This is a genomic window from Acinetobacter sp. 22323, from assembly GCF_052044895.1.
Taxonomy (GTDB): Bacteria; Pseudomonadota; Gammaproteobacteria; order Pseudomonadales; family Moraxellaceae; genus Acinetobacter; species Acinetobacter schindleri.
In genome coordinates this window covers 1-18,239 of record NZ_JBQEOL010000025.1, presented here as the reverse complement: position 1 = coordinate 18,239, position 18,239 = coordinate 1, and the positions used below count along the sequence as shown (strand labels likewise).

Here is an 18,239-nt window from a genome sequence, read left to right as displayed (position 1 = left end):
GCCCAAAGTAACCAAAGGTTTTTTAATCAGCAGACATTACATCCTGATAATGCTGCTCAACGGGCGACATCCATGTCGCAAAAAAAGTCTCCTATACAGATAACTAAAATTTTGGATCCTCAGAAAAAGAATAAGATTCAAATGAAATCAAATTCTTGCTAGTAATTTGGCGATAAACGGTAGAAAAATTTCCTTATCAAGACTAAGGAATTAGCATAATATTGAACACGGCTGTATAAACTCTCCGACTTAGATGGAATGCCTTATATGGATTTAATTCAGGCAAATGGACAACCCCGTTACGGACGTTTCAAAGAAATTCCCAAAAGTATCGATTACAATGCTTACCAGTACAAAACTCCTTATGGCCAGATTGTTGCCGGCTGGCGTAAGCATCTTAAATACAAAAAATTCAAATTCTGTAGCATTCAGCATGAACACTACAGTATTGGCGTAGCGATCGCTGATATTGCCTGGGCAGGGCATGGTTTCTTCTATATCTATGATCATCAGACCAATGAAGTGCGGGAATGGAATGCGATCAATTTTCTGTCACGTCACACCGTTTTAGATGAACAGCCACTGTTTAATCATAGTTATTTTCATAAATCTCCATACCAGATTGAAATCCAGCATGCCAATGGTGTGCGTTATATCACTGTGACCAAATATGGAGATATAAAGCTGAGTGCCCGGATTTTCTGTGCCGGAACAAATCCACTCAGTATGTGTAGTCCAACAGGTATTAATGGCTGGACTTATACCCAGAAATTAACGACTTTAGGCTGTGAAGGATATTTCGTTAACAAACAAGGGCAGACCATCCAGTTTAATGAACGTACCTTTGCTTCACTGGATGATACCTGTGGTTTTCTGCGTCCCGAAACAGCATGGTTCTGGTTATCTTGTAATTTTTGGGATACCAAGCAGAACCGGATTGGAATTAATCTTGCATCAGGCGTGAATGAAAGCTTTGGCAATGAAAACTGTCTATGGGTCAACGGCAAGATTTATGCCTTGACCGACGTGCTGTTTCAGCAGGAATCAGAAAATCAGTGGAGTATACACTCACTGGATGAGAAGCTGAATTTGCGTGTGACGACGGGCTGGCGCCGTTATGAAAATTTGAATCTGCGTCTGGTCGGTAGCCAGTTTAGCCAATGGCAGGCACGAGTATCCGGGACCATTCAGCAGGATGATCAGGAATATGTATTGTTAGATGAATATGCTTTGCTTGAACAGCATTATGCCAAATGGTAATCATCAGCAAGAAAAAAGCCTTTAGTTAAAGGCTTTTTTCTTTTATTTTTTTAGTCTTTAGCTGCTCGCCAGAATGCTTCACCTGCCTGAATTGGATCATCGGTTTCACTCAGTGTTTTTACCCAGACGTCGTATTGAGCAATCACGGGATGCTGGCTAGGATGGAAATCCTTTTTAAACCAGTCACGATACTGTTTGCCCATACGGGTCAGCTTGCCTTTTCTGCCAAAGAACCATGGCAGGCCGCGAATATTCATCTGCAGACGTTGGCGTGGCGTAAACCCGTCATGCTTTAACATCACATTGGCCCGATAAATGGTAAAGCCGATCATCAATACACTGGTCCATGCTAAGGTGAACTTTCGTAGATTTTCTGGTACATCGCCCACTTGTTTCATTACATCAAACGCAACATCACGATGTTCCATTTCCTCGATTGCATGCCAGGCAAACAGGGCGCGCACATAAGGATGCGCTTCTTTCAAGGTGTCTTTATAGGCATAGAAGGTTTCGGCCATCAGCGCAGTCATATGCTCAGCCGCAGCGGTCATGGCAATGTTGTATTGAGGTGAGCGTTTTTCCAGTTCGAATTTAAAAATTCTGTTTAAACGCTGAATGAATTGATCTACCGGCATACCTTGCTGTTTCATGATCTGGTTCATCTTTTCATGCGCAATACCGTGTTGTGCTTCCTGACGGATAAAGTCTGCTACACGTTTTTGCAGGTCAGGATCGGTAATTTTATCGCGAAACAGGCGTACGCTTTGAATGAAGTAGCGTTCACCATCCGGGAAAGTCAGGCTCAAGGCGTCAAACATACGGGTTAGGAAAGGATCACCGCCAAACCAGAAGCGAGGAATTTCATCAAGTTTAAAGTCAAGATTGGTGCGAACCACCGGCTGTACAGTTGTTTTTAATAGTGCATTCATCTTTTGTCATTCTTGTTGATGTCGATGCTGACAGTATGTCGACCATTACACAAATTGTTTTGACAGTTATTGCCAATTTTTATACATTTTACGCCAAATGAAAATAAAACTTGTCAAATTGCTGCACTCATCGAGAATTACACATGCAGGACATAAGAATATCAAATGGTTATATTCAACTGTGGGCTACGCATCTGCGCAGCCTGAATATAGAACCCCTGCAGGCTGATTTTCTTGAAGATCTAAATACTCCACTGCGCCATTTAATTGATCAGCCTTTTGATACTGAAGTTCCTCTTGAATTATTAAACACAGTTATTGAAAGGACCCAAACGTATCTGCATTGCCCGCAATTAATTTTTGAAATTGTCCATTCTATTCGTCCGGAGCATTTTGGGGTATTGGGTTATATGGCCTCGAAAAGTAGCAGTATTTCCGAGATGATCGGTTATATCATGCGTTTTCAACGGCTAGTAGTGGACGGTAGTGAGTTTGTCCCTCTGCAGATAAAACAGCATGAACAAAGTATTGAACTGTACTGGGATTTTCTGCATGAGAAATACCAGTTACTGAATGAATTAACGATTGCAGCGATGGTGCAACTGGGTCGTTATATTTTACAGGATCATCCGCTGGTATTACGTTGTGTTCGGTTAGCTCATGCACCGTTGATGGCGCAACGGCATTATCAGAAATTCTTTGGCGTGGACGTGCGTTTTTCTCAGGCCCATTATGGTTTTGAGCTGGACTTACAAGATTTACAATTCAGGTCAGAACAGGCTGATCCGATGCTGTTACAGCTGCTCGTCCGCCAGGCTGAAGAAGCCATTGCTACCAGGTCTTCAAATGAATCAATATTACAGCAGGCACGAAAAATTATTGCTGATCAGCTACGTACTGAATATCAAGCAATTAAAATTGAACAACTGGCACAGCAGCTATGGATGTCATCACGGAGTTTGCAGCGTTATTTAAGCGAGCAGGGCAGTTCCTTTAAAAGGTTGCTGGAACAGGAGCGAATGAAACGCTGTGAGATGTTATTACAGCAGGGACTTAGCCTGACTGAAATTGCTCAGCAGCTGGATTATTCTGATCAATCTGCATTGGCGCGTGCCTATAAGGCAGCAACAGGACAAACACTTTTACAGGCACGAAAACTCTTCAATACAAAGGAAGAAAAATAGAAATAAAAAAGCGACCCATAAGGATCGCCGATTTTTACTTTTACTGCTTAAGCATTTGCTTTGAGTCGGGGAAACCTAAATGCAATTGCCAGTACTGCAAAGATCGCCAGAATCCAGCAATAATAAACGCCACCAATCAATTCTACCGGAGACAGCTTGGCAATCGAACAGGCCAGCAATAGTTGTGCGCCGTAAGGAATCAGACCTTGAACTACGCAAGAGAAAATATCCATCAAGGCAGCAGATCGTTTTGGATCAACGCCATATTCTTTTGCCACTTCACGTGCCATATCACCAGACAAGATGATCGCCACGGTATTATTGGCCACAAACAGGTTCGAGAAAATTACCAGAAAACTGATACCAATTTCACCGGCACGTTGACGGCCAACTTTAAATAAACGGGTTAGCGCATAGATGCGTTCAATCAGCCAGCGCAGGCCACCTTCACGTTGCATGATGGCGGACAAACCACCGAGGAACATCGACAGCAAAGCGACTTCGAACATTCCCACAAAACCATCATAAATTGAAGTATTCAGTTTGAGCAGGTCAAACTCTGATGTCGCGAACAGACCAAATAAGCCGGAAAGTAGCACCCCAATAGTCAGCACAGCCAGAACGTGTAAACGGCTAAAGGCCAAGACAAAAACCGCAATATAAGGCAGGACTAATAGCCAGTTAAAGTCCTTATATTCTACGCCGCTTGTTGTGCTGGTGTGAAAGAAATAAATCGCAATAGTGACAATTGACGCAGGCACCGCAATCCAGACATTGACCCGGAACTTGTCCCGTAGCTGGACTTTCTGGCTGCTGGTCGCCGCAATCGTAGTATCCGAGATCATCGACAGGTTATCACCAAACATCGCACCGCCGACAACAGCACCAATGGCATGAATCACGGTAATATCTGTGGCTTGAGTAAAGCCAAAGGCAATCGGTGCACAGGCAGCAATCGTTCCCATTGAGGTACCCATTGCAGTTGCAATGAATGCCGAAATAATAAATAGCATCGGCAAGACAAATTCTGGTGGAATCACCGATAGACCCATTTGCACGGTGGCATCGACACTGCCAATGGCACTGCTGACACTGGCAAATGCCCCCGCCAGCATAAACACCATGAACATCAGAATCAGGTTAGGATGGCTGGCACCCTTAAGAAATTCTTCAATGCCCTGGTTGAGTTTGCCGCGATACACTAATGCAGCCAAGATAATCGCAGGCAGGGCAGCAACAGGTGCTTTCACCTGATAGAACGCGAACTCGGTTCCAATCATGGTGTGATAAATCCCGCTGCCTAAAAAGATTGTTAAAAATACAATAAGCGGCAACAGTGCAATGGCCCGTGCCTGCACTGTAGCTTCTGAATCAGTCTGCATAGGAGATAGAAAAGTAAAAAAGTGCGCGTAGTATAAAGCAGGTTTTGCAATTTCAGAAAACTTTAAATATATGCGCTAACACCTGTGTTTTTATTCAATTTTTAGTGATAAAAATAAGTTTATCTAAACATTCAATATTTTACAGAATAGCGAAATTAGTCATCTTTGATCATTGAGAAAAAAATCAAAATATTCGTAAATACTGTCTTTCGGGTTGTTCTGAAATCTTCGCGCAGGAAATGAAATACAATACCGCTTCGCTGTGTACTGTTCAATGAACAAAAAATAGCGTTACAATGCGGTGTCTTGTATTTCTACAATAGTCAACGCTTCAAGTTTGAAAACACGTTAAGGAACGCACAACCCTATGTCACGTTTAGCCACACGATTTGGACAACTTAAATCTCAACAGCGTAAAGCTTTAGTTTCTTATGTTATGGCTGGTGACCCGCATCCTGAGGTGACTGTACCTCTGCTCCATCAAATGGTAGATGCCGGTGTCGATGTGATTGAACTGGGTCTTCCATTTTCAGATCCGATGGCTGATGGTCCCGTTATTGCACTTGCTGCTGAACGCGCACTTGCAGGCGGAACCAATACCCTGAATGCTCTGGAAATGGTGAAAGAGTTTCGTCAGAAAGATAACGAAACTCCAGTGGTTCTGATGGGTTATTTAAACCCTGTTGAAGTGATTGGCTATGAAAAGTTCGTGGCTTATGCTCATGAATGTGGAGTCGATGGTGTACTTTTAGTGGATTTGCCACCTGAAGAAGCAGATGATTTGAAAATCGTATTGCAAAAATACGAGATGGATCAAATCTTCCTGCTGGCGCCAACTTCAACCGATACCCGTATTCAGCACGTGGTAAAACAGGCCAGCGGCTTTATTTACTATGTGTCACTAAAAGGGGTGACCGGTGCAGCAACTTTAGATGTATCTGAAGCTGCCGCTCGCATTCAGAAAATTAAGACCGAGACAGATGTTCCTGTTGGCGTTGGTTTTGGTATCAGTGATGCTGCATCTGCGAAAGCGATGGGTGTTGCTGCCGATGCAGTGATTGTAGGAAGTGCGTTCGTGAAGCAGTTTGCAACGCTCGCGCCAGAACAAGCCGTTGTCGAAACGGTGAATAAAGTCAAGGAGCTTCGAGCAGCGCTCGATGAGTTAGTATGAGTCAACCAGTCAAATCAGGCAAAATTCTGAGCCCATCGACCCCATGGACGGAACGTACAGTTCCAGGTATTGATGTTCCTGATGAGCAAACCGCGCTTAAGGCGACGTTTACTGAGCCAACGATTGAGTGTCCAGAATGTCATGCTTTGGTGACACGTACCGCGATGTCATTTAATGCCTATGTTTGTCCACAATGTGATGAACATCTGAGAATGAAGGCACGTGACCGTCTGAACTGGTTCTTTGACCAGGTACAGACAGAAATGGGTCAGGAATTTAAGGCAAAAGATCCATTAAAATTTGTCGACAGCAAAGCCTATCCAGACCGCATGTCGGAAGCGCAGAAAAAAACTGGCGAAACTGAAGCCTTAGTTGTGATGCAAGGCCAGCTGAAAGGCGTAGCAATGATTGCAACTGCTTTTGAATTTGATTTCATGGGTGGTTCAATGGGTACTGTGGTGGGTGACCGTTTTGTGCAAGCTGCTGAACGTGCGATTGAACTGCAACAACCATTGATCTGTTTTGCCGCTTCAGGTGGAGCACGTATGCAGGAAGGCATGTTGTCTTTGATGCAGATGGCTCGTACATCAGCTGCAATCCAGCGTCTGAAAGAAGCAGGTCTGCCATACGTAGTCGTGCTTACCCATCCGGTTTATGGTGGTGTAACCGCATCTCTGGCTATGTTAGGTGATGTGCATATTGCTGAACCGAAAGCAATGATCGGTTTTGCGGGTAAACGTGTCATCGAACAAACAGTACGTGAAAAGCTGGAAGAACCTTTCCAACGTGCAGAATATTTGCTTGATCATGGTGTGATCGACCAAATTGTTCACCGTCATGCATTACGTGATACAGTCTATCGTATTGTCACGAAATTGATGAATTTGCCTTGAACACAGCAGCACCTTTAGCAACAGATTCTTTAGATACATGGCTCGATTATTGGAGCCATGTTCACGTTACGGGTATTGATTTAGGTCTGGAGCGGGTCATTCCAGTCGCTGAAAAGCTGGGCGTTACACAGCCTGAAGCCAAAGTGCTGACCGTTGCTGGAACCAATGGTAAAGGTTCGACCACGACCACATTGGCTGCCATTCTAAATGCGCAAGGTTTGAAGGTGGGCCTGTATCAATCCCCGCATGTGTATCGCTTTAATGAGCGCGTCAAACTACGCGGTATTGAAGTTGAAGATCAGTTGCTGATAGATGCTTTTGTTGAAGTTGATCAGGCTCGCCGCGAATGTGGTTTGAGCTTGTCTTTCTTCGAAGCGACTACACTGGCGGCCTTTGTTATTTTTAAAAATGAAGCGTGTGATGTATGGGTGCTGGAAGTAGGGTTGGGCGGGCGTCTGGACGTGGTCAATGTCGTCAATCCAGACGTTGCAGTGATTACCAATATTGGTCTGGACCATACCGACTGGCTCGGTGATACCATTGAAAAAATTGCCTTTGAAAAAGCCGGTATTATCCGCCCAAATATTCCGGTGGTTTTTGGCGGACAGCAGGACATTCCTCAAGCGATTTTAGATAAGGCAGCCGAATGTACAGCGCCGTTATATGCCATCAATCGTGATTATTTTTATGAAGCCTTTGAAGATGGTGCATCCTGGGGCTTTGCATCTTCTGGGACAACACTGAAACTTCCGACAGGTTCATTGGCACTGGATAATATCTCGACAGCTGTTGCAGCAATTCTGGTGAGTGGTCTGGAAGTCAGTCAGGAAGCCATTGCACAAGGAATTCAGACGGCAAAATTGCCAGGTCGTTTTGAGATTCGTGAAATTACAAATAAAACTGTGATATTTGATGCCGGGCATAATCCGCATGGAGTCGAATTCCTGTTAAAACAGTTAAGTCACTATTTAAATCATCATGCGCAGATTTCGGAAGTAGTCTGTGTCTTTTCGATGTTAGGTGATAAAGATATAAATTCTGTAGTCGGGTTATTGAAAGACAGTATCCGATTATGGAAAATTGCACCGTTAAATGTTCCACGTGCAGCAGAGCTGTCGGTATTGACTGATGCTTTAGCCGGGCAAGCGGTGGAAACCTATAACAATGTTAAATTAGCTTTTCAATCAGCGCTGGATGAAACGAATAATAATCAGCTGATCTTAGTGTGTGGTTCATTTCATACGTTAGAAGCGGTATGGGAGTATTTGGAAGAATGTCAATGAATAACAAACAACGCTGGATGGGAGGCGTTGTTTTATTAGGTGGTGGTGTTTTATTGGCAGCATTACTCCTGAAAGGCAAAGCAGAAATTGATCATCATAGTGTGAATGTGCCGGAACAGCCGGCTCAGGTGGAAAGTCGGGATGTAGGTGGTCCGAGTTCATTGACGGTAGATGTGGAAACTGAAAAACGTCTTCTGGAGCAGCAGCGCCGTGACCGTGAAAAGGCCGTGGCTGAGCAGGAAGCACGTGCAGCAGAATTCCTGGCGATGCAACAGCAGGCTGAAGCGGATGCAGCACGTAAGGCGGCTGAAGAATATGCTGCCCTAAATGCACACCGTATGGGCCAGCAAAGCTCAGACAATATTCCGCCAGAACTGGTAGAAGATGAACAGGCCAAACAGAAACGTTTAGCCGAAGACAAAGCGGCTGCGCAAAAAAGGCTTGAGCAGCAGAATTTAACCCAGCAGCAACATTCTTCTGATGCTGTGAAGAAAGAAGCTGAGCGTAAAGCTGCAGAGGAAAAGCGCAAGGCAGAAGAGCGTAAAGCGGCTGAGAAGAAAGAGGCTGAGCGCAAGGCTGCTGAAGAAAAACGTAAGGCGGAAGAAAAGCGTAAAGCCGAACAGCAGAAAGCAGAAGAACAGCGTAAAGCGGCTGAGAAGAAAGAGGCTGAACAAAAAACTGCCGAAGAGAAACGTAAGGCTGAGGAAAAACGTAAAGCTGAAGAAGCCACGAAAAAGGCTGAAGCTGAAAAAGCACGTAAGTTGCTGGAAGGCGAAGATGACAAGCAGTGGATGGTTCAGGTGGCACTGGCTGCCAATGAAGCCAATGCTGATGCGATTGCAGCAAAACTGCGTGCCAAAGGCTATAAGGTGACCAAGAGTCCAACCTCAAAAGGAATACGGATTATGGTGGGTCCATCGAAAGACCGTGAAGCAGCTGATGCGATCCGTAAGAAAATCGCCTCTGATGCCAGTCTGAACATGAAATCAGCCTGGGTTAACGATTGGGTACCTTTAGATAAACGTTAATTTAAGTCTGCTTTAAACAGATGGATCCGTGAGTTGCTCTCGGATCCATTTTACATTTTCAGGGGTAAATAATTTTTCAATATTGCGCCAGATACTGTGAAAACCATAACCGCCATGTTTCATTTCTTTTACCGCATTATCAATACTCCAGTTCTGAAAAATAATCCGGTACATGGCTACACTGGCACCGGTACGATCAGAACCGTGATAGCAGTGTAATAATACCTTTTCATTATTTTGCCGTGCCTGCTGAATCAGCTGCATCACCTTGAGTAAATCTCCACGTTGCATAGCCCAGGTATGAATGGGTATATGTCTCAGCTTGAGATTTTCATTGTCGAGTATTTCCGAATCTTTATCACGTGAACGCAGGTTAATGACCACATCAATGTCATACTGTTTCAACAAAGGCTTCAGTTCATGGCTGGGCTGTTCACTGCGATAGAGTTCATTACTAATCTGATAGAAATTATATTGTTGATGAATTTCCTGTCCCCAATGCGCAGGACGCTGATATTCTGGTAAGGCAGGTGTAGTCATACAACCAGCTAAGGCAAAGATAGAAACGATAAAAAATGAATAATAATTTTTCATGGTGCTCTGAATTGTAGTTTTAATCACTATTTTAAACAGAATAAAACTTTTCACAAAGAAAAAGCCTGTCTGAAGACAGGCTTAATAGAAAGCTCGATAACCCGGCTCGTCAATGGGTCTTAATCAAAACATGGAAATGAATATTTATGATTTTGACTATCTTCATTTCCATGGTGGAGAGTTGATTACAGCTTAATTTTAGTTTAATGAGCAACTCGGCTTTAGTTTACCGCTTGAAGCATGGCTTCTCGTCTGCATGCGGAATATATTCCTCAGGACGGAGCATGGTTTCTATTTGGAAACTACGCGCTTCGCTTGTCTTGCGAAAAACTAAAGCGACGCTTTAGTTTTAACTCGAAGCATAGCTTCTCGTCTTGTGTTCAGGCAAAGCAGTGCCTTGCTGATCCTCACTCAGGCTGGGGCGTTAAACGCAGGTAAGGAGTTACTGCCTTATAACCTTTAGGGAAGCGCTGTTTGATTTCTTCCTCGTCTTTCAATGAAGGAACAATCACTACATCATCGCCCTGTTGCCAGTTTGCAGGTGTTGCCACTTTATGGTTATCAGTCAACTGAAGTGAATCAACCACACGTAGAATTTCGTGGAAATTACGACCAGTCGATGCGGGGTAAGTGATGATTAGACGCACTTTCTTGTTCGGATCAATGATCACCAGAGAACGTACGGTCAGTGTTTCACTGGCATTCGGATGAATGAAATCATATAGAGTAGATACCTTACGGTCCTGATCTGCAATGATCGGAAAATTCACGCTGGTATTTTGAGTTTCATTAATGTCTTTGATCCAGCCATGATGTGAATCCACATCATCTACGGATAAGGCGATAGCTTTTACACCACGCTTTTCAAATTCATCTTTAAGCTTTGCGGTAAAGCCAAGTTCAGTGGTACATACTGGCGTATAATCCGCTGGATGCGAGAACAGAATGCCCCAGCTATTACCTAAAAAGTCATAGAAATTAATTAGACCTTCGCTTGATTGTTGTTCAAAGTTCGGTGCGGTATCGCCTAAACGTAAAGTCATGATATGTGCCTCAAAATTCTGTTATTGGTTTGGATAAAACTAATATGAACCAGTTTTTTTATAATTAAAAATAGTGTTTTTAGCTTTTCTTATGAGCAAAAGTGCATAAAGATAAAATCCATCTATCTGCTTTTGAATCAAACAGCCATGCATTTTACTATATTGCGTGTTCAAAATTTGCTACATTACGTTGCCTTAGATCTCCGGGCTGGAAGCTGGAATAAGGTTTTTTTATTAAAACCCTTGTAGTTCAAATTTCTAGCACCATAATAAACGACTAAGAACATATTCATTTGACAAGCAAGATTTAGAGAGTCTATTCATGTTGGCAAGTCTGATCGGAGGAATCTTCGGTACCAAAAATGAGCGCGAACTCAAACGCATGCGTAAAATCGTAGACAAGATTAATGCGCTCGAGCCGACGATATCAGCCCTAAGCGATGCAGACTTATCTGCAAAAACTGAAGAATTCAAACAACGATATAATAACGGCGAAAGTCTAGATAAATTACTCCCTGAAGCGTTTGCGGTCTGCCGTGAAGCAGGTAAACGTATTATGGGAATGCGTCATTACGACGTACAGCTGATCGGTGGTATTACCCTGCATGAAGGCAAAATTGCCGAGATGCGTACCGGTGAAGGTAAAACCCTAATGGGTACCTTGGCCTGTTATCTGAATGCTTTAAGTGGTCAGGGCGTACATGTCATTACTGTGAACGATTACTTGGCACAGCGTGATGCTGAGTTAAACCGTCCATTATTCGAATTCTTGGGTTTGAGCATTGGTATCATTTACTCCATGCAAAACCCGGCAGAAAAAGCTGAAGCTTATAAAGCTGATATCACGTACGGTACCAATAACGAATTCGGTTTTGACTATCTGCGTGACAACATGGTGTTCTCACTGGCAGAGAAAAAGCAGCGTGGTCTGACTTATGCGATTATCGATGAGGTCGATTCGATCCTGATCGATGAAGCACGTACACCATTGATCATTTCTGGTCAAAGTGAAGACTCTTCTCAGCTTTATTCTGCAATCAATAGCATTCCACCAAAATTACACCCGCAAAAAGAAGAGAAAGTGCCGGATGGCGGTCATTTCTGGATTGATGAAAAACAGCGTTCTGTAGAAATCACCGAAACCGGTTTTGAATTTGTTGAAAATGAACTGATTTCTATGGGTTTGCTAGCTGAAGGCGAGAGTCTGTATTCAGCATCTAACTTGAATCTTGTGCATCACGTAACTGCGGCAATTCGTGCACATTACCTGTATCAACGCAATGTGCATTACATCATCCATGAAGGTGAAGTCATCATTGTTGATGAGAACACTGGTCGTACCATGCCGGGCCGTCGCTGGTCTGAAGGTCTCCATCAAGCGGTAGAAGCGAAAGAGGGTCTGGAAATCCAGCCTGAAAACCAGACGCTTGCAACGACAACTTTCCAGAACTATTTCCGTCTTTATAAAAAACTGTCTGGTATGACCGGTACAGCGGATACTGAAGCTGCGGAAATGAAAGAAATTTATGGTCTGGATGTGGTGCTGATTCCAACCCACCGTCCAATGATCCGTAATGACCAGAATGACTTGATTTACCTGAATCGTGAAGGTAAATACAACGCGATTATTCAGGAGATTCAACGTGTTCATGAAGCTGGTGTAGCACCGATTCTAATTGGTACTGCGACTATCGAAGCTTCTGAAATTCTTTCTGACAAATTGCGAGAAGCGGGCATTCAGCACGAAGTTCTGAATGCAAAACAGCACGAACGTGAAGCAGATATTATTGCCCAAGCTGGTGCACCACGTGCAGTAACCATTGCAACAAACATGGCAGGTCGTGGTACCGATATTTTGCTGGGCGGTAACTGGAAAGCCAAACTCGCTAAAATTGAAAATCCAACAGCTGAAGATGAAGCTCGCTTGAGAGCTGAATGGGAAGAGAACCATGAAGCCGTATTAGCATCAGGTGGCTTGCATATTATTGGTTCTGAGCGTCACGAATCGCGTCGTATCGATAACCAGTTGCGTGGTCGTGCTGGTCGTCAAGGCGACCCGGGGGTATCCCGTTTCTATCTGTCACTTGAAGATGACTTGATGCGTATCTTCGCAGGTGACCGTATCATTGCCATGATGCGTGCCATGGGTCTGCAAGAAGATGAAGCGATTGAGCACAAGATGGTATCGCGCTCGATTGAAAATGCACAGCGTAAAGTTGAAGCGCGTAACTTTGATATTCGTAAAAACCTGTTGAAATACGATGACGTAAATAACGAACAGCGTAAGATCATTTATTCTCAACGCGATGATATTCTGGCTGAAAGCTCGCTACAAGATTACATCGAAGAAATGATCCGCGATGTCATGAAGGGCATGATTGCCAACTATGTTCCGCCAGAATCTATTCATGACCAGTGGGATATTGAAGGTCTAGAACAGGCATTGAAAGAAGACCTGAACTTCGAATTACCAATAGGTCAATGGTTAGAACAGGACCGTCGTCTGGATGAAGAAGGTCTGGTTGAACGTATTACCGATGAAGTGATTAATCGCTACCGCGAACGTCGTGAACAGATGGGTGCTGAATCTGCAGCAACTTTGGAACGTCACTTCCTGTTGAATTCTCTGGATCGTCATTGGAAAGAGCATCTGGCTGCGATGGATTACCTGCGTCAAGGTATTCATCTACGTGGTTATGCACAGAAAAATCCGGAACAGGAATACAAGAAAGAAGCGTACAACCTGTTTGTGAATATGCTGGGTGTGATCAAATCTGATGTGGTGATGGACCTGTCCCGTATCCATGTACCAACTACTGAAGAACTGGCTGAGATGGAAGCACAGCAACAGGCTCAGGCTGAAGCAATGCGTATCCAGTTGTCTCATCAGGAATTTGACAGTCTGCTGGAGGGTGGGGAAGAAGATCATACCCTGCAAAATGCCAATACAACTTCAGTTGCACCGGTATTTGAAGCGCCTGCAAGCCGTAATGCCCCGTGTCCATGTGGTTCAGGTCTGAAATACAAACAGTGTCACGGTAAAATTTAAGTGATATAAAAAAATCAGAGCTCCAGAACTCTGATTTTTATATGTGAAAAAGTTTTTCAAAAGCACATTTTGAATTGCAGTCCATAACATTAAGTGTTATTTAGTTGCTCATTGGACATCAAATTGCGGACAGACAATGAAAAAAGTATTAAAACCGTTGATGATTGCTGCTTTGGCAATCCCTACATTAAGTTTTGCAGCTTCAGAAACCACAACTGTAGATAAAGTCAAACAAGCTATTGGCCCAACGACTGCACCTGTTCAGGTAGATGCAAGCGGTCAGGTGACTGTGGAAAGCCCTCGTACAGGTATTCGTTATACCTTTGCCAATCCGAACCGTCCGATTGTACTACAAACTGCTGCAATTACTGCTGCCAATGCAGCCAATGCTGATCGTATTGTGGCATCTAATCCGGCATTGTCTGCGACTAGTCAGCAACAGGCGAAACAAGCATTGCTAAATGAAGCTGCCCAGCTGGCAAAAAACTAAGTTTTGCTGAGCTCAATAAAACCAGTCACTATGACTGGTTTTTTATTGTGAAAAACCATAAGAAAAGTGAGCATCTATCAGGCTTTGGCTCGATTTTTTGTCTCAGATCAACTAAGCTGTATTTTTCTAAAACTTCAATATTGGACATTTTAAAATGGCAGTTGGTGACGTATCTATGCCACAGATGCATGTGGTGAAAGGGGTAAAAATTGGTTCGGCAGAAGCGTATGTGCGCTATCAGAACCGACGTGACCTGGTGATATTTGAACTGGCTGAAGGCTCCAATGTTGCAGGGGTATTTACCCAAAATGCTTTTTGTGCAGCACCGGTTCATGTGTCTAAGGCACATTTGACAGTAGGCAATCCACGTTATTTAGTGATTAACACGGGTAATGCAAATGCTGGTACAGGCCCAACCGGTATGGCAAATGCAGAAGCAACTTGTGCAAAGCTTGCTGAGCTTGCTGGCGTAAAACCAGAGCAAGTGCTTCCATTCTCAACAGGTGTGATTGGTGAGCAACTACCAATGGAGCGCCTATTGAGCGGTTTACAGCCAGCACTAGACTCATTGAGTGATGATGCGTGGGGAGATGCAGCGACCGGGATCATGACCACAGACACCACACCAAAAGGTGCTTCTGAACAGTTTGAAATGGATGGCATCACCTATACCATGACTGGTATTTCTAAAGGTGCGGGCATGATTCGTCCGAATATGGCGACCATGTTAGGGTATGTAGCCACCGATGTACCGATTAGCCGTGAACTGGTTCAACAGTTGCTATCTACAACAGTGAACATGTCATTCAACCGTATTACCATTGATGGCGATACTTCAACCAATGACTCTTGTATTTTTATTGCGACTGGACAGGCGGGCGGTGCTGAAATTAGCTCTACTGAAGATCCACGTTATGCAGTAGTTCTTGAAGTACTTGCACGTACCATGAAACGTTTGGCTCAATTGATCGTACGTGATGGTGAAGGTGCGACTAAATTCATCACTGTGGCAGTTGAAGGTGGGGCGAATACACAAGAATGTTGTGATATTGCCTATAGTATTGCCCATTCTCCGCTAGTGAAAACAGCGATCTTTGCTTCTGATCCAAACTGGGGGCGTATCCTGGCTGCGATTGGGTATGCTGGTGTGGCAAACTTAGACGTTGCAAAAATTCAGGTTTGGTTAGATGATGTACAAATCTGTAAAGATGGTGGTGCAGCGGCGGACTACACGGAAGAAGCTGGTGCGCGAGTGATGTCTCAGGCAGAAATGACTATTCGTGTTGACCTTGGACGAGGTACAGCGAAAGATACGGTTTATACCTGTGACCTGTCTTATGACTATGTCCGAATCAATGCGGACTATCGTTCATAATGCTGATTTAATTCAAAAGCCTCCGTCTGGAGGCTTTTTTATACTTTTAAAATTTTTATTGAATGGTCAAAAAAAGGCATATTGCCAAAACTGACCGGTATGTGATGTAGGGTGGATGTCTGGCGTAAGGCAGGCATATAGGAAAAGAGAAGACGTTGTTATGAATGATGCAACCAAACTGATAGCCAATGAAGCCAAATCAATTGTGCAGGCACATTTAGACCGCCTGGGTGAGACGAAAGAGCATCAGTTGAGTGAACAGGCCAAGCAGGAAAAGTTTGCACAGATCCAGGCAGAGCTTAAAAAGCGTGATGCTGTACTGGTCGCACATTATTACTGCGATCCTGAAGTTCAGGAACTGGCAGAACTCACCGGTGGTTGTGTGTCTGATTCATTGGAAATGGCTCGTTTTGGTCGCGATCATCCAGCGTCTACTTTGGTCGTCGCTGGTGTAAAATTTATGGGGGAAACTTCAAAAATTTTATCACCGAATAAAACTGTACTTATGCCAACATTAGAAGCGACCTGTTCACTGGATCTCGGCTGTCCTGTCGATGAATTTACCAAGTTTTGCGATGCTCATCCTGATCATACTGTAGTGGTTTATGCCAATACTTCGGCAGCTGTAAAAGCACGTGCGGACTGGGTGGTGACGTCAAGCTGTGCAGTAGAAATTATCGAGCATTTAGATAGCTTAGGTGAAAAAATCATTTGGGCGCCAGATCAGCATCTTGGTCGTTATATTCAAAAGAAAACCGGTGCCGATATGTTGCTATGGGATGGTGCGTGCATTGTGCATGAAGAATTCCGGTCACGTGGCATTGCCAATATGAAAGCGTTGTATCCAGATGCTGCGGTACTGGTACATCCTGAATCCCCTATGTCTGTAGTTGAAATTGCAGATGCTGTTGGAAGTACCTCGCAACTCATTAAAGCTGCTCAGACTTTGCCTAATGAGCGACTAATTGTGGCAACAGATCGCGGTATATTCTACAAAATGCAGCAGGCTGTACCTGACAAGATCCTGATTGAAGCACCAACTGCTGGCGAGGGAGCTACCTGCCGCTCATGTGCGCATTGTCCTTGGATGGCGATGAATGAACTTGATGGTATTCTGCATGTGTTGCAACATGGTGATCAGGAAATTCATGTCGATCCTGCTTTGGCACAACGGGCAAAATTACCACTTGACCGGATGTTGGACTTTAGTGCCAGTCTAAAACGTTAGAATTTGTATAAAAAATGTCTGAAATGCTTGATAAATATACGCTTGAAGCGATTTTTTGATTTTTTTTAAATATAGGTGTTGACGTCTTTGGGCGTCGCGCCTAGAATGCACACCGTACCAAGCGATTAGCTTGATACGAAAGCTGAGATGAATCGGAGCATAGCACAGCCTGGTAGTGCACCTGGTTTGGGACCAGGGGGTCGTAGGTTCGAATCCTACTGCTCCGACCAATTCTTCAAGGCGGATGATAAGTATCATCGGTAAAGCGCTTGTAGCTCAGTTGGATAGAGCATCCGCCTTCTAAGCGGATGGTCACAGGTTCGAATCCTGTCAGGCGCGCCATTTGGTTGCCTGGTATTTTAGAATCAAAATGATGGTGGATGTAGCTCAGTTGGTAGAGCCCTGGATTGTGATTCCAGTTGTCGCGGGTTCGAATCCCGTCATTCACCCCAACTTTTAAAGTTGAAATCGGAGCATAGCACAGCCTGGTAGTGCACCTGGTTTGGGACCAGGGGGTCGTAGGTTCGAATCCTACTGCTCCGACCATCTCCTTAAAGATGGTCGAGATAAAAGATACCGCGTTAAGCGGTTTTTTTATGCCTGAAATTTAATAATCTAAATAAAATTAGAATGAGTTCTTAAATTACTTCTCAATTAGATTAGTTGTTTCTTTAAATATTCTGCTTTGTGTATTGGGATAACTCTGCTTTGGTCTGATGTGATCACTGATCCAGATTGCTGGCCCTATAACATAACCATAAATAATAACGATGCTGAAACCATTATTGCGACGCTACTTATTGAAAATAACGAGCTTGAAGTAATTATCTATATTTCGCTAAAAGATATTTATCGGGGTTTTTCTTGAGGATATGTTTTAAAAGTATGAAAAATTATTTTTTGAAATGATAAGAATGAGCGGCTGCTAAAATAAAAGATAATGAATATTTAAATAAAAATTATATGAAGAGTAATCAGTTTATATGCAGATTTAGAAAGGTAATGAAGCTTTTTATAAGAAAGACAAAGAAAATATCAAGTAATGTGCCCGATTCTGTACCATTTTTAGTCAAAAGATAGAGAAAAACTGGTTTTTTGTAGAATAAATAAACAGACGGTGCTTTTTGTTGAAAAAGAGGGTTGCACGTGGAGTGAAATACTGTAGAATGCACATCCATCGGCGGTGATGAAGATTAAAACTTCTGATAAAACAGTGACTTAGTTAAGATTGGTTGAGTTAGGTTTTATTTGATAAGTTTAAAAATAATCTGATTTACTGGTTGACTTTCTAGAGATAGAGAGTAATATAGCCGACCTAGCTTGCTGCTGA

General features: G+C 43.5%; 14 protein-coding genes and 4 tRNA genes. 14 read left to right on the top strand and 4 right to left on the bottom strand.

The features are described from left to right. The first annotated feature begins 267 nt into the window (after window positions 1-267). A complete protein-coding gene (locus tag ACTJIX_RS13720) occupies window positions 268-1,260 on the top strand; it encodes a DUF2804 domain-containing protein (RefSeq protein WP_262467621.1) in 993 nt (330 codons plus the stop codon). 50 nt (window positions 1,261-1,310) lie between these two features. Here the strand turns inward: ACTJIX_RS13720 and ACTJIX_RS13715 are convergent, their stop codons facing one another. Beyond that, window positions 1,311-2,189, bottom strand: coding sequence for a metal-dependent hydrolase (locus ACTJIX_RS13715; protein ID WP_262467620.1), 879 nt, complete (start codon window positions 2,187-2,189; stop codon window positions 1,311-1,313). A 143-nt stretch (window positions 2,190-2,332) separates the two neighbouring features. Between ACTJIX_RS13715 and ACTJIX_RS13710 the strand changes: the two genes are divergently transcribed. After that, a complete protein-coding gene (locus ACTJIX_RS13710) occupies window positions 2,333-3,373 on the top strand; it encodes a helix-turn-helix domain-containing protein (protein ID WP_004891509.1) in 1,041 nt (346 codons plus the stop codon). 47 nt (window positions 3,374-3,420) lie between these two features. Here the strand turns inward: ACTJIX_RS13710 and ACTJIX_RS13705 are convergent, their stop codons facing one another. Beyond that, on the bottom strand, window positions 3,421-4,755 hold the full coding sequence (locus tag ACTJIX_RS13705; protein ID WP_262467619.1) for a Na+/H+ antiporter NhaC family protein: 1,335 nt from the start codon (window positions 4,753-4,755) through the stop codon (window positions 3,421-3,423). A gap of 367 nt (window positions 4,756-5,122) precedes the next feature. Between ACTJIX_RS13705 and trpA the strand changes: the two genes are divergently transcribed. The 4 genes from trpA to ACTJIX_RS13685 are packed head-to-tail and all read left to right on the top strand — an operon-like array spanning window position 5,123 to window position 9,130. Then, window positions 5,123-5,926, top strand: a complete 804-nt coding sequence (gene trpA, locus ACTJIX_RS13700) for a tryptophan synthase subunit alpha (protein ID WP_008304238.1) — start codon at window positions 5,123-5,125, stop codon at window positions 5,924-5,926. Next, window positions 5,923-6,819, top strand: a complete 897-nt coding sequence (gene accD, locus ACTJIX_RS13695) for an acetyl-CoA carboxylase, carboxyltransferase subunit beta (protein ID WP_004816134.1) — start codon at window positions 5,923-5,925, stop codon at window positions 6,817-6,819. Before trpA ends, accD begins: the two co-directional genes overlap by 4 nt. Beyond that, on the top strand, window positions 6,816-8,102 hold the full coding sequence (gene folC, locus ACTJIX_RS13690; RefSeq protein ID WP_008304241.1) for a bifunctional tetrahydrofolate synthase/dihydrofolate synthase: 1,287 nt from the start codon (window positions 6,816-6,818) through the stop codon (window positions 8,100-8,102). The genes accD and folC overlap by 4 nt, the downstream gene beginning before the upstream one ends. Continuing rightward, on the top strand, window positions 8,099-9,130 hold the full coding sequence (locus tag ACTJIX_RS13685; protein WP_008304243.1) for an SPOR domain-containing protein: 1,032 nt from the start codon (window positions 8,099-8,101) through the stop codon (window positions 9,128-9,130). Before folC ends, ACTJIX_RS13685 begins: the two co-directional genes overlap by 4 nt. A gap of 12 nt (window positions 9,131-9,142) precedes the next feature. On the opposite strand, the gene ACTJIX_RS13680 is transcribed toward ACTJIX_RS13685, so the two are convergent. Continuing rightward, window positions 9,143-9,724 carry a dual specificity protein phosphatase family protein gene (locus ACTJIX_RS13680; RefSeq protein ID WP_008304244.1) on the bottom strand — a complete coding sequence of 194 codons (582 nt, stop codon included), beginning with the start codon at window positions 9,722-9,724 and terminating at the stop codon, window positions 9,143-9,145. A gap of 407 nt (window positions 9,725-10,131) precedes the next feature. Beyond that, window positions 10,132-10,767 (bottom strand): peroxiredoxin, encoded by a 636-nt coding sequence (locus ACTJIX_RS13675; protein ID WP_111810354.1) that lies wholly within the window; start codon window positions 10,765-10,767, stop codon window positions 10,132-10,134. A 322-nt stretch (window positions 10,768-11,089) separates the two neighbouring features. Here ACTJIX_RS13675 and secA point away from each other — a divergent pair, with 322 nt between their 5' ends. The 8 genes from secA (at window position 11,090) to ACTJIX_RS13635 (ending at window position 17,455) form a co-directional block, all read left to right on the top strand. Further along, window positions 11,090-13,816, top strand: coding sequence for a preprotein translocase subunit SecA (gene secA / locus ACTJIX_RS13670; RefSeq protein ID WP_008304248.1), 2,727 nt, complete (start codon window positions 11,090-11,092; stop codon window positions 13,814-13,816). A 136-nt stretch (window positions 13,817-13,952) separates the two neighbouring features. Further along, window positions 13,953-14,306, top strand: coding sequence for a hypothetical protein (locus tag ACTJIX_RS13665; protein ID WP_048881960.1), 354 nt, complete (start codon window positions 13,953-13,955; stop codon window positions 14,304-14,306). Between the two features lie 154 nt (window positions 14,307-14,460). Next, window positions 14,461-15,681 carry a bifunctional glutamate N-acetyltransferase/amino-acid acetyltransferase ArgJ gene (argJ, locus tag ACTJIX_RS13660; protein ID WP_008304252.1) on the top strand — a complete coding sequence of 407 codons (1,221 nt, stop codon included), beginning with the start codon at window positions 14,461-14,463 and terminating at the stop codon, window positions 15,679-15,681. A 160-nt stretch (window positions 15,682-15,841) separates the two neighbouring features. Next, the gene (gene nadA / locus ACTJIX_RS13655; protein WP_004891531.1) at window positions 15,842-16,909 is read left to right on the top strand and encodes a quinolinate synthase NadA; all 1,068 of its coding nucleotides are present in this window, start codon (window positions 15,842-15,844) and stop codon (window positions 16,907-16,909) included. Window positions 16,910-17,062: 153 nt separating this feature from the next. Next, a tRNA-Pro gene (locus tag ACTJIX_RS13650) sits at window positions 17,063-17,139 on the top strand. Window positions 17,140-17,174: 35 nt separating this feature from the next. Beyond that, a tRNA-Arg gene (locus ACTJIX_RS13645) sits at window positions 17,175-17,251 on the top strand. Window positions 17,252-17,285: 34 nt separating this feature from the next. Then, a tRNA-His gene (locus tag ACTJIX_RS13640) sits at window positions 17,286-17,361 on the top strand. A 17-nt stretch (window positions 17,362-17,378) separates the two neighbouring features. Continuing rightward, window positions 17,379-17,455 (top strand) — tRNA-Pro (locus ACTJIX_RS13635). Window positions 17,456-18,239 lie beyond the last annotated feature (784 nt).

What these genes read in the sequence shown, in the direction of transcription:
- ACTJIX_RS13720 (WP_262467621.1), top strand. Translation starts at nt 268, where the DNA reads ATGGATTTAATTCAGGCAAATGGACAACCCCGTTACGGACGTTTCAAA.
- nadA (WP_004891531.1), top strand. Translation starts at nt 15,842, where the DNA reads ATGAATGATGCAACCAAACTGATAGCCAATGAAGCCAAATCAATTGTG.
- ACTJIX_RS13715 (WP_262467620.1), bottom strand. Translation starts at nt 2,189, where the DNA reads ATGAATGCACTATTAAAAACAACTGTACAGCCGGTGGTTCGCACCAAT.
- ACTJIX_RS13665 (WP_048881960.1), top strand. Translation starts at nt 13,953, where the DNA reads ATGAAAAAAGTATTAAAACCGTTGATGATTGCTGCTTTGGCAATCCCT.
- accD (WP_004816134.1), top strand. Translation starts at nt 5,923, where the DNA reads ATGAGTCAACCAGTCAAATCAGGCAAAATTCTGAGCCCATCGACCCCA.
- argJ (WP_008304252.1), top strand. Translation starts at nt 14,461, where the DNA reads ATGGCAGTTGGTGACGTATCTATGCCACAGATGCATGTGGTGAAAGGG.
- secA (WP_008304248.1), top strand. Translation starts at nt 11,090, where the DNA reads ATGTTGGCAAGTCTGATCGGAGGAATCTTCGGTACCAAAAATGAGCGC.
- ACTJIX_RS13705 (WP_262467619.1), bottom strand. Translation starts at nt 4,755, where the DNA reads ATGCAGACTGATTCAGAAGCTACAGTGCAGGCACGGGCCATTGCACTG.
- ACTJIX_RS13680 (WP_008304244.1), bottom strand. Translation starts at nt 9,724, where the DNA reads ATGAAAAATTATTATTCATTTTTTATCGTTTCTATCTTTGCCTTAGCT.
- ACTJIX_RS13675 (WP_111810354.1), bottom strand. Translation starts at nt 10,767, where the DNA reads ATGACTTTACGTTTAGGCGATACCGCACCGAACTTTGAACAACAATCA.
- trpA (WP_008304238.1), top strand. Translation starts at nt 5,123, where the DNA reads ATGTCACGTTTAGCCACACGATTTGGACAACTTAAATCTCAACAGCGT.
- ACTJIX_RS13685 (WP_008304243.1), top strand. Translation starts at nt 8,099, where the DNA reads ATGAATAACAAACAACGCTGGATGGGAGGCGTTGTTTTATTAGGTGGT.
- ACTJIX_RS13710 (WP_004891509.1), top strand. Translation starts at nt 2,333, where the DNA reads ATGCAGGACATAAGAATATCAAATGGTTATATTCAACTGTGGGCTACG.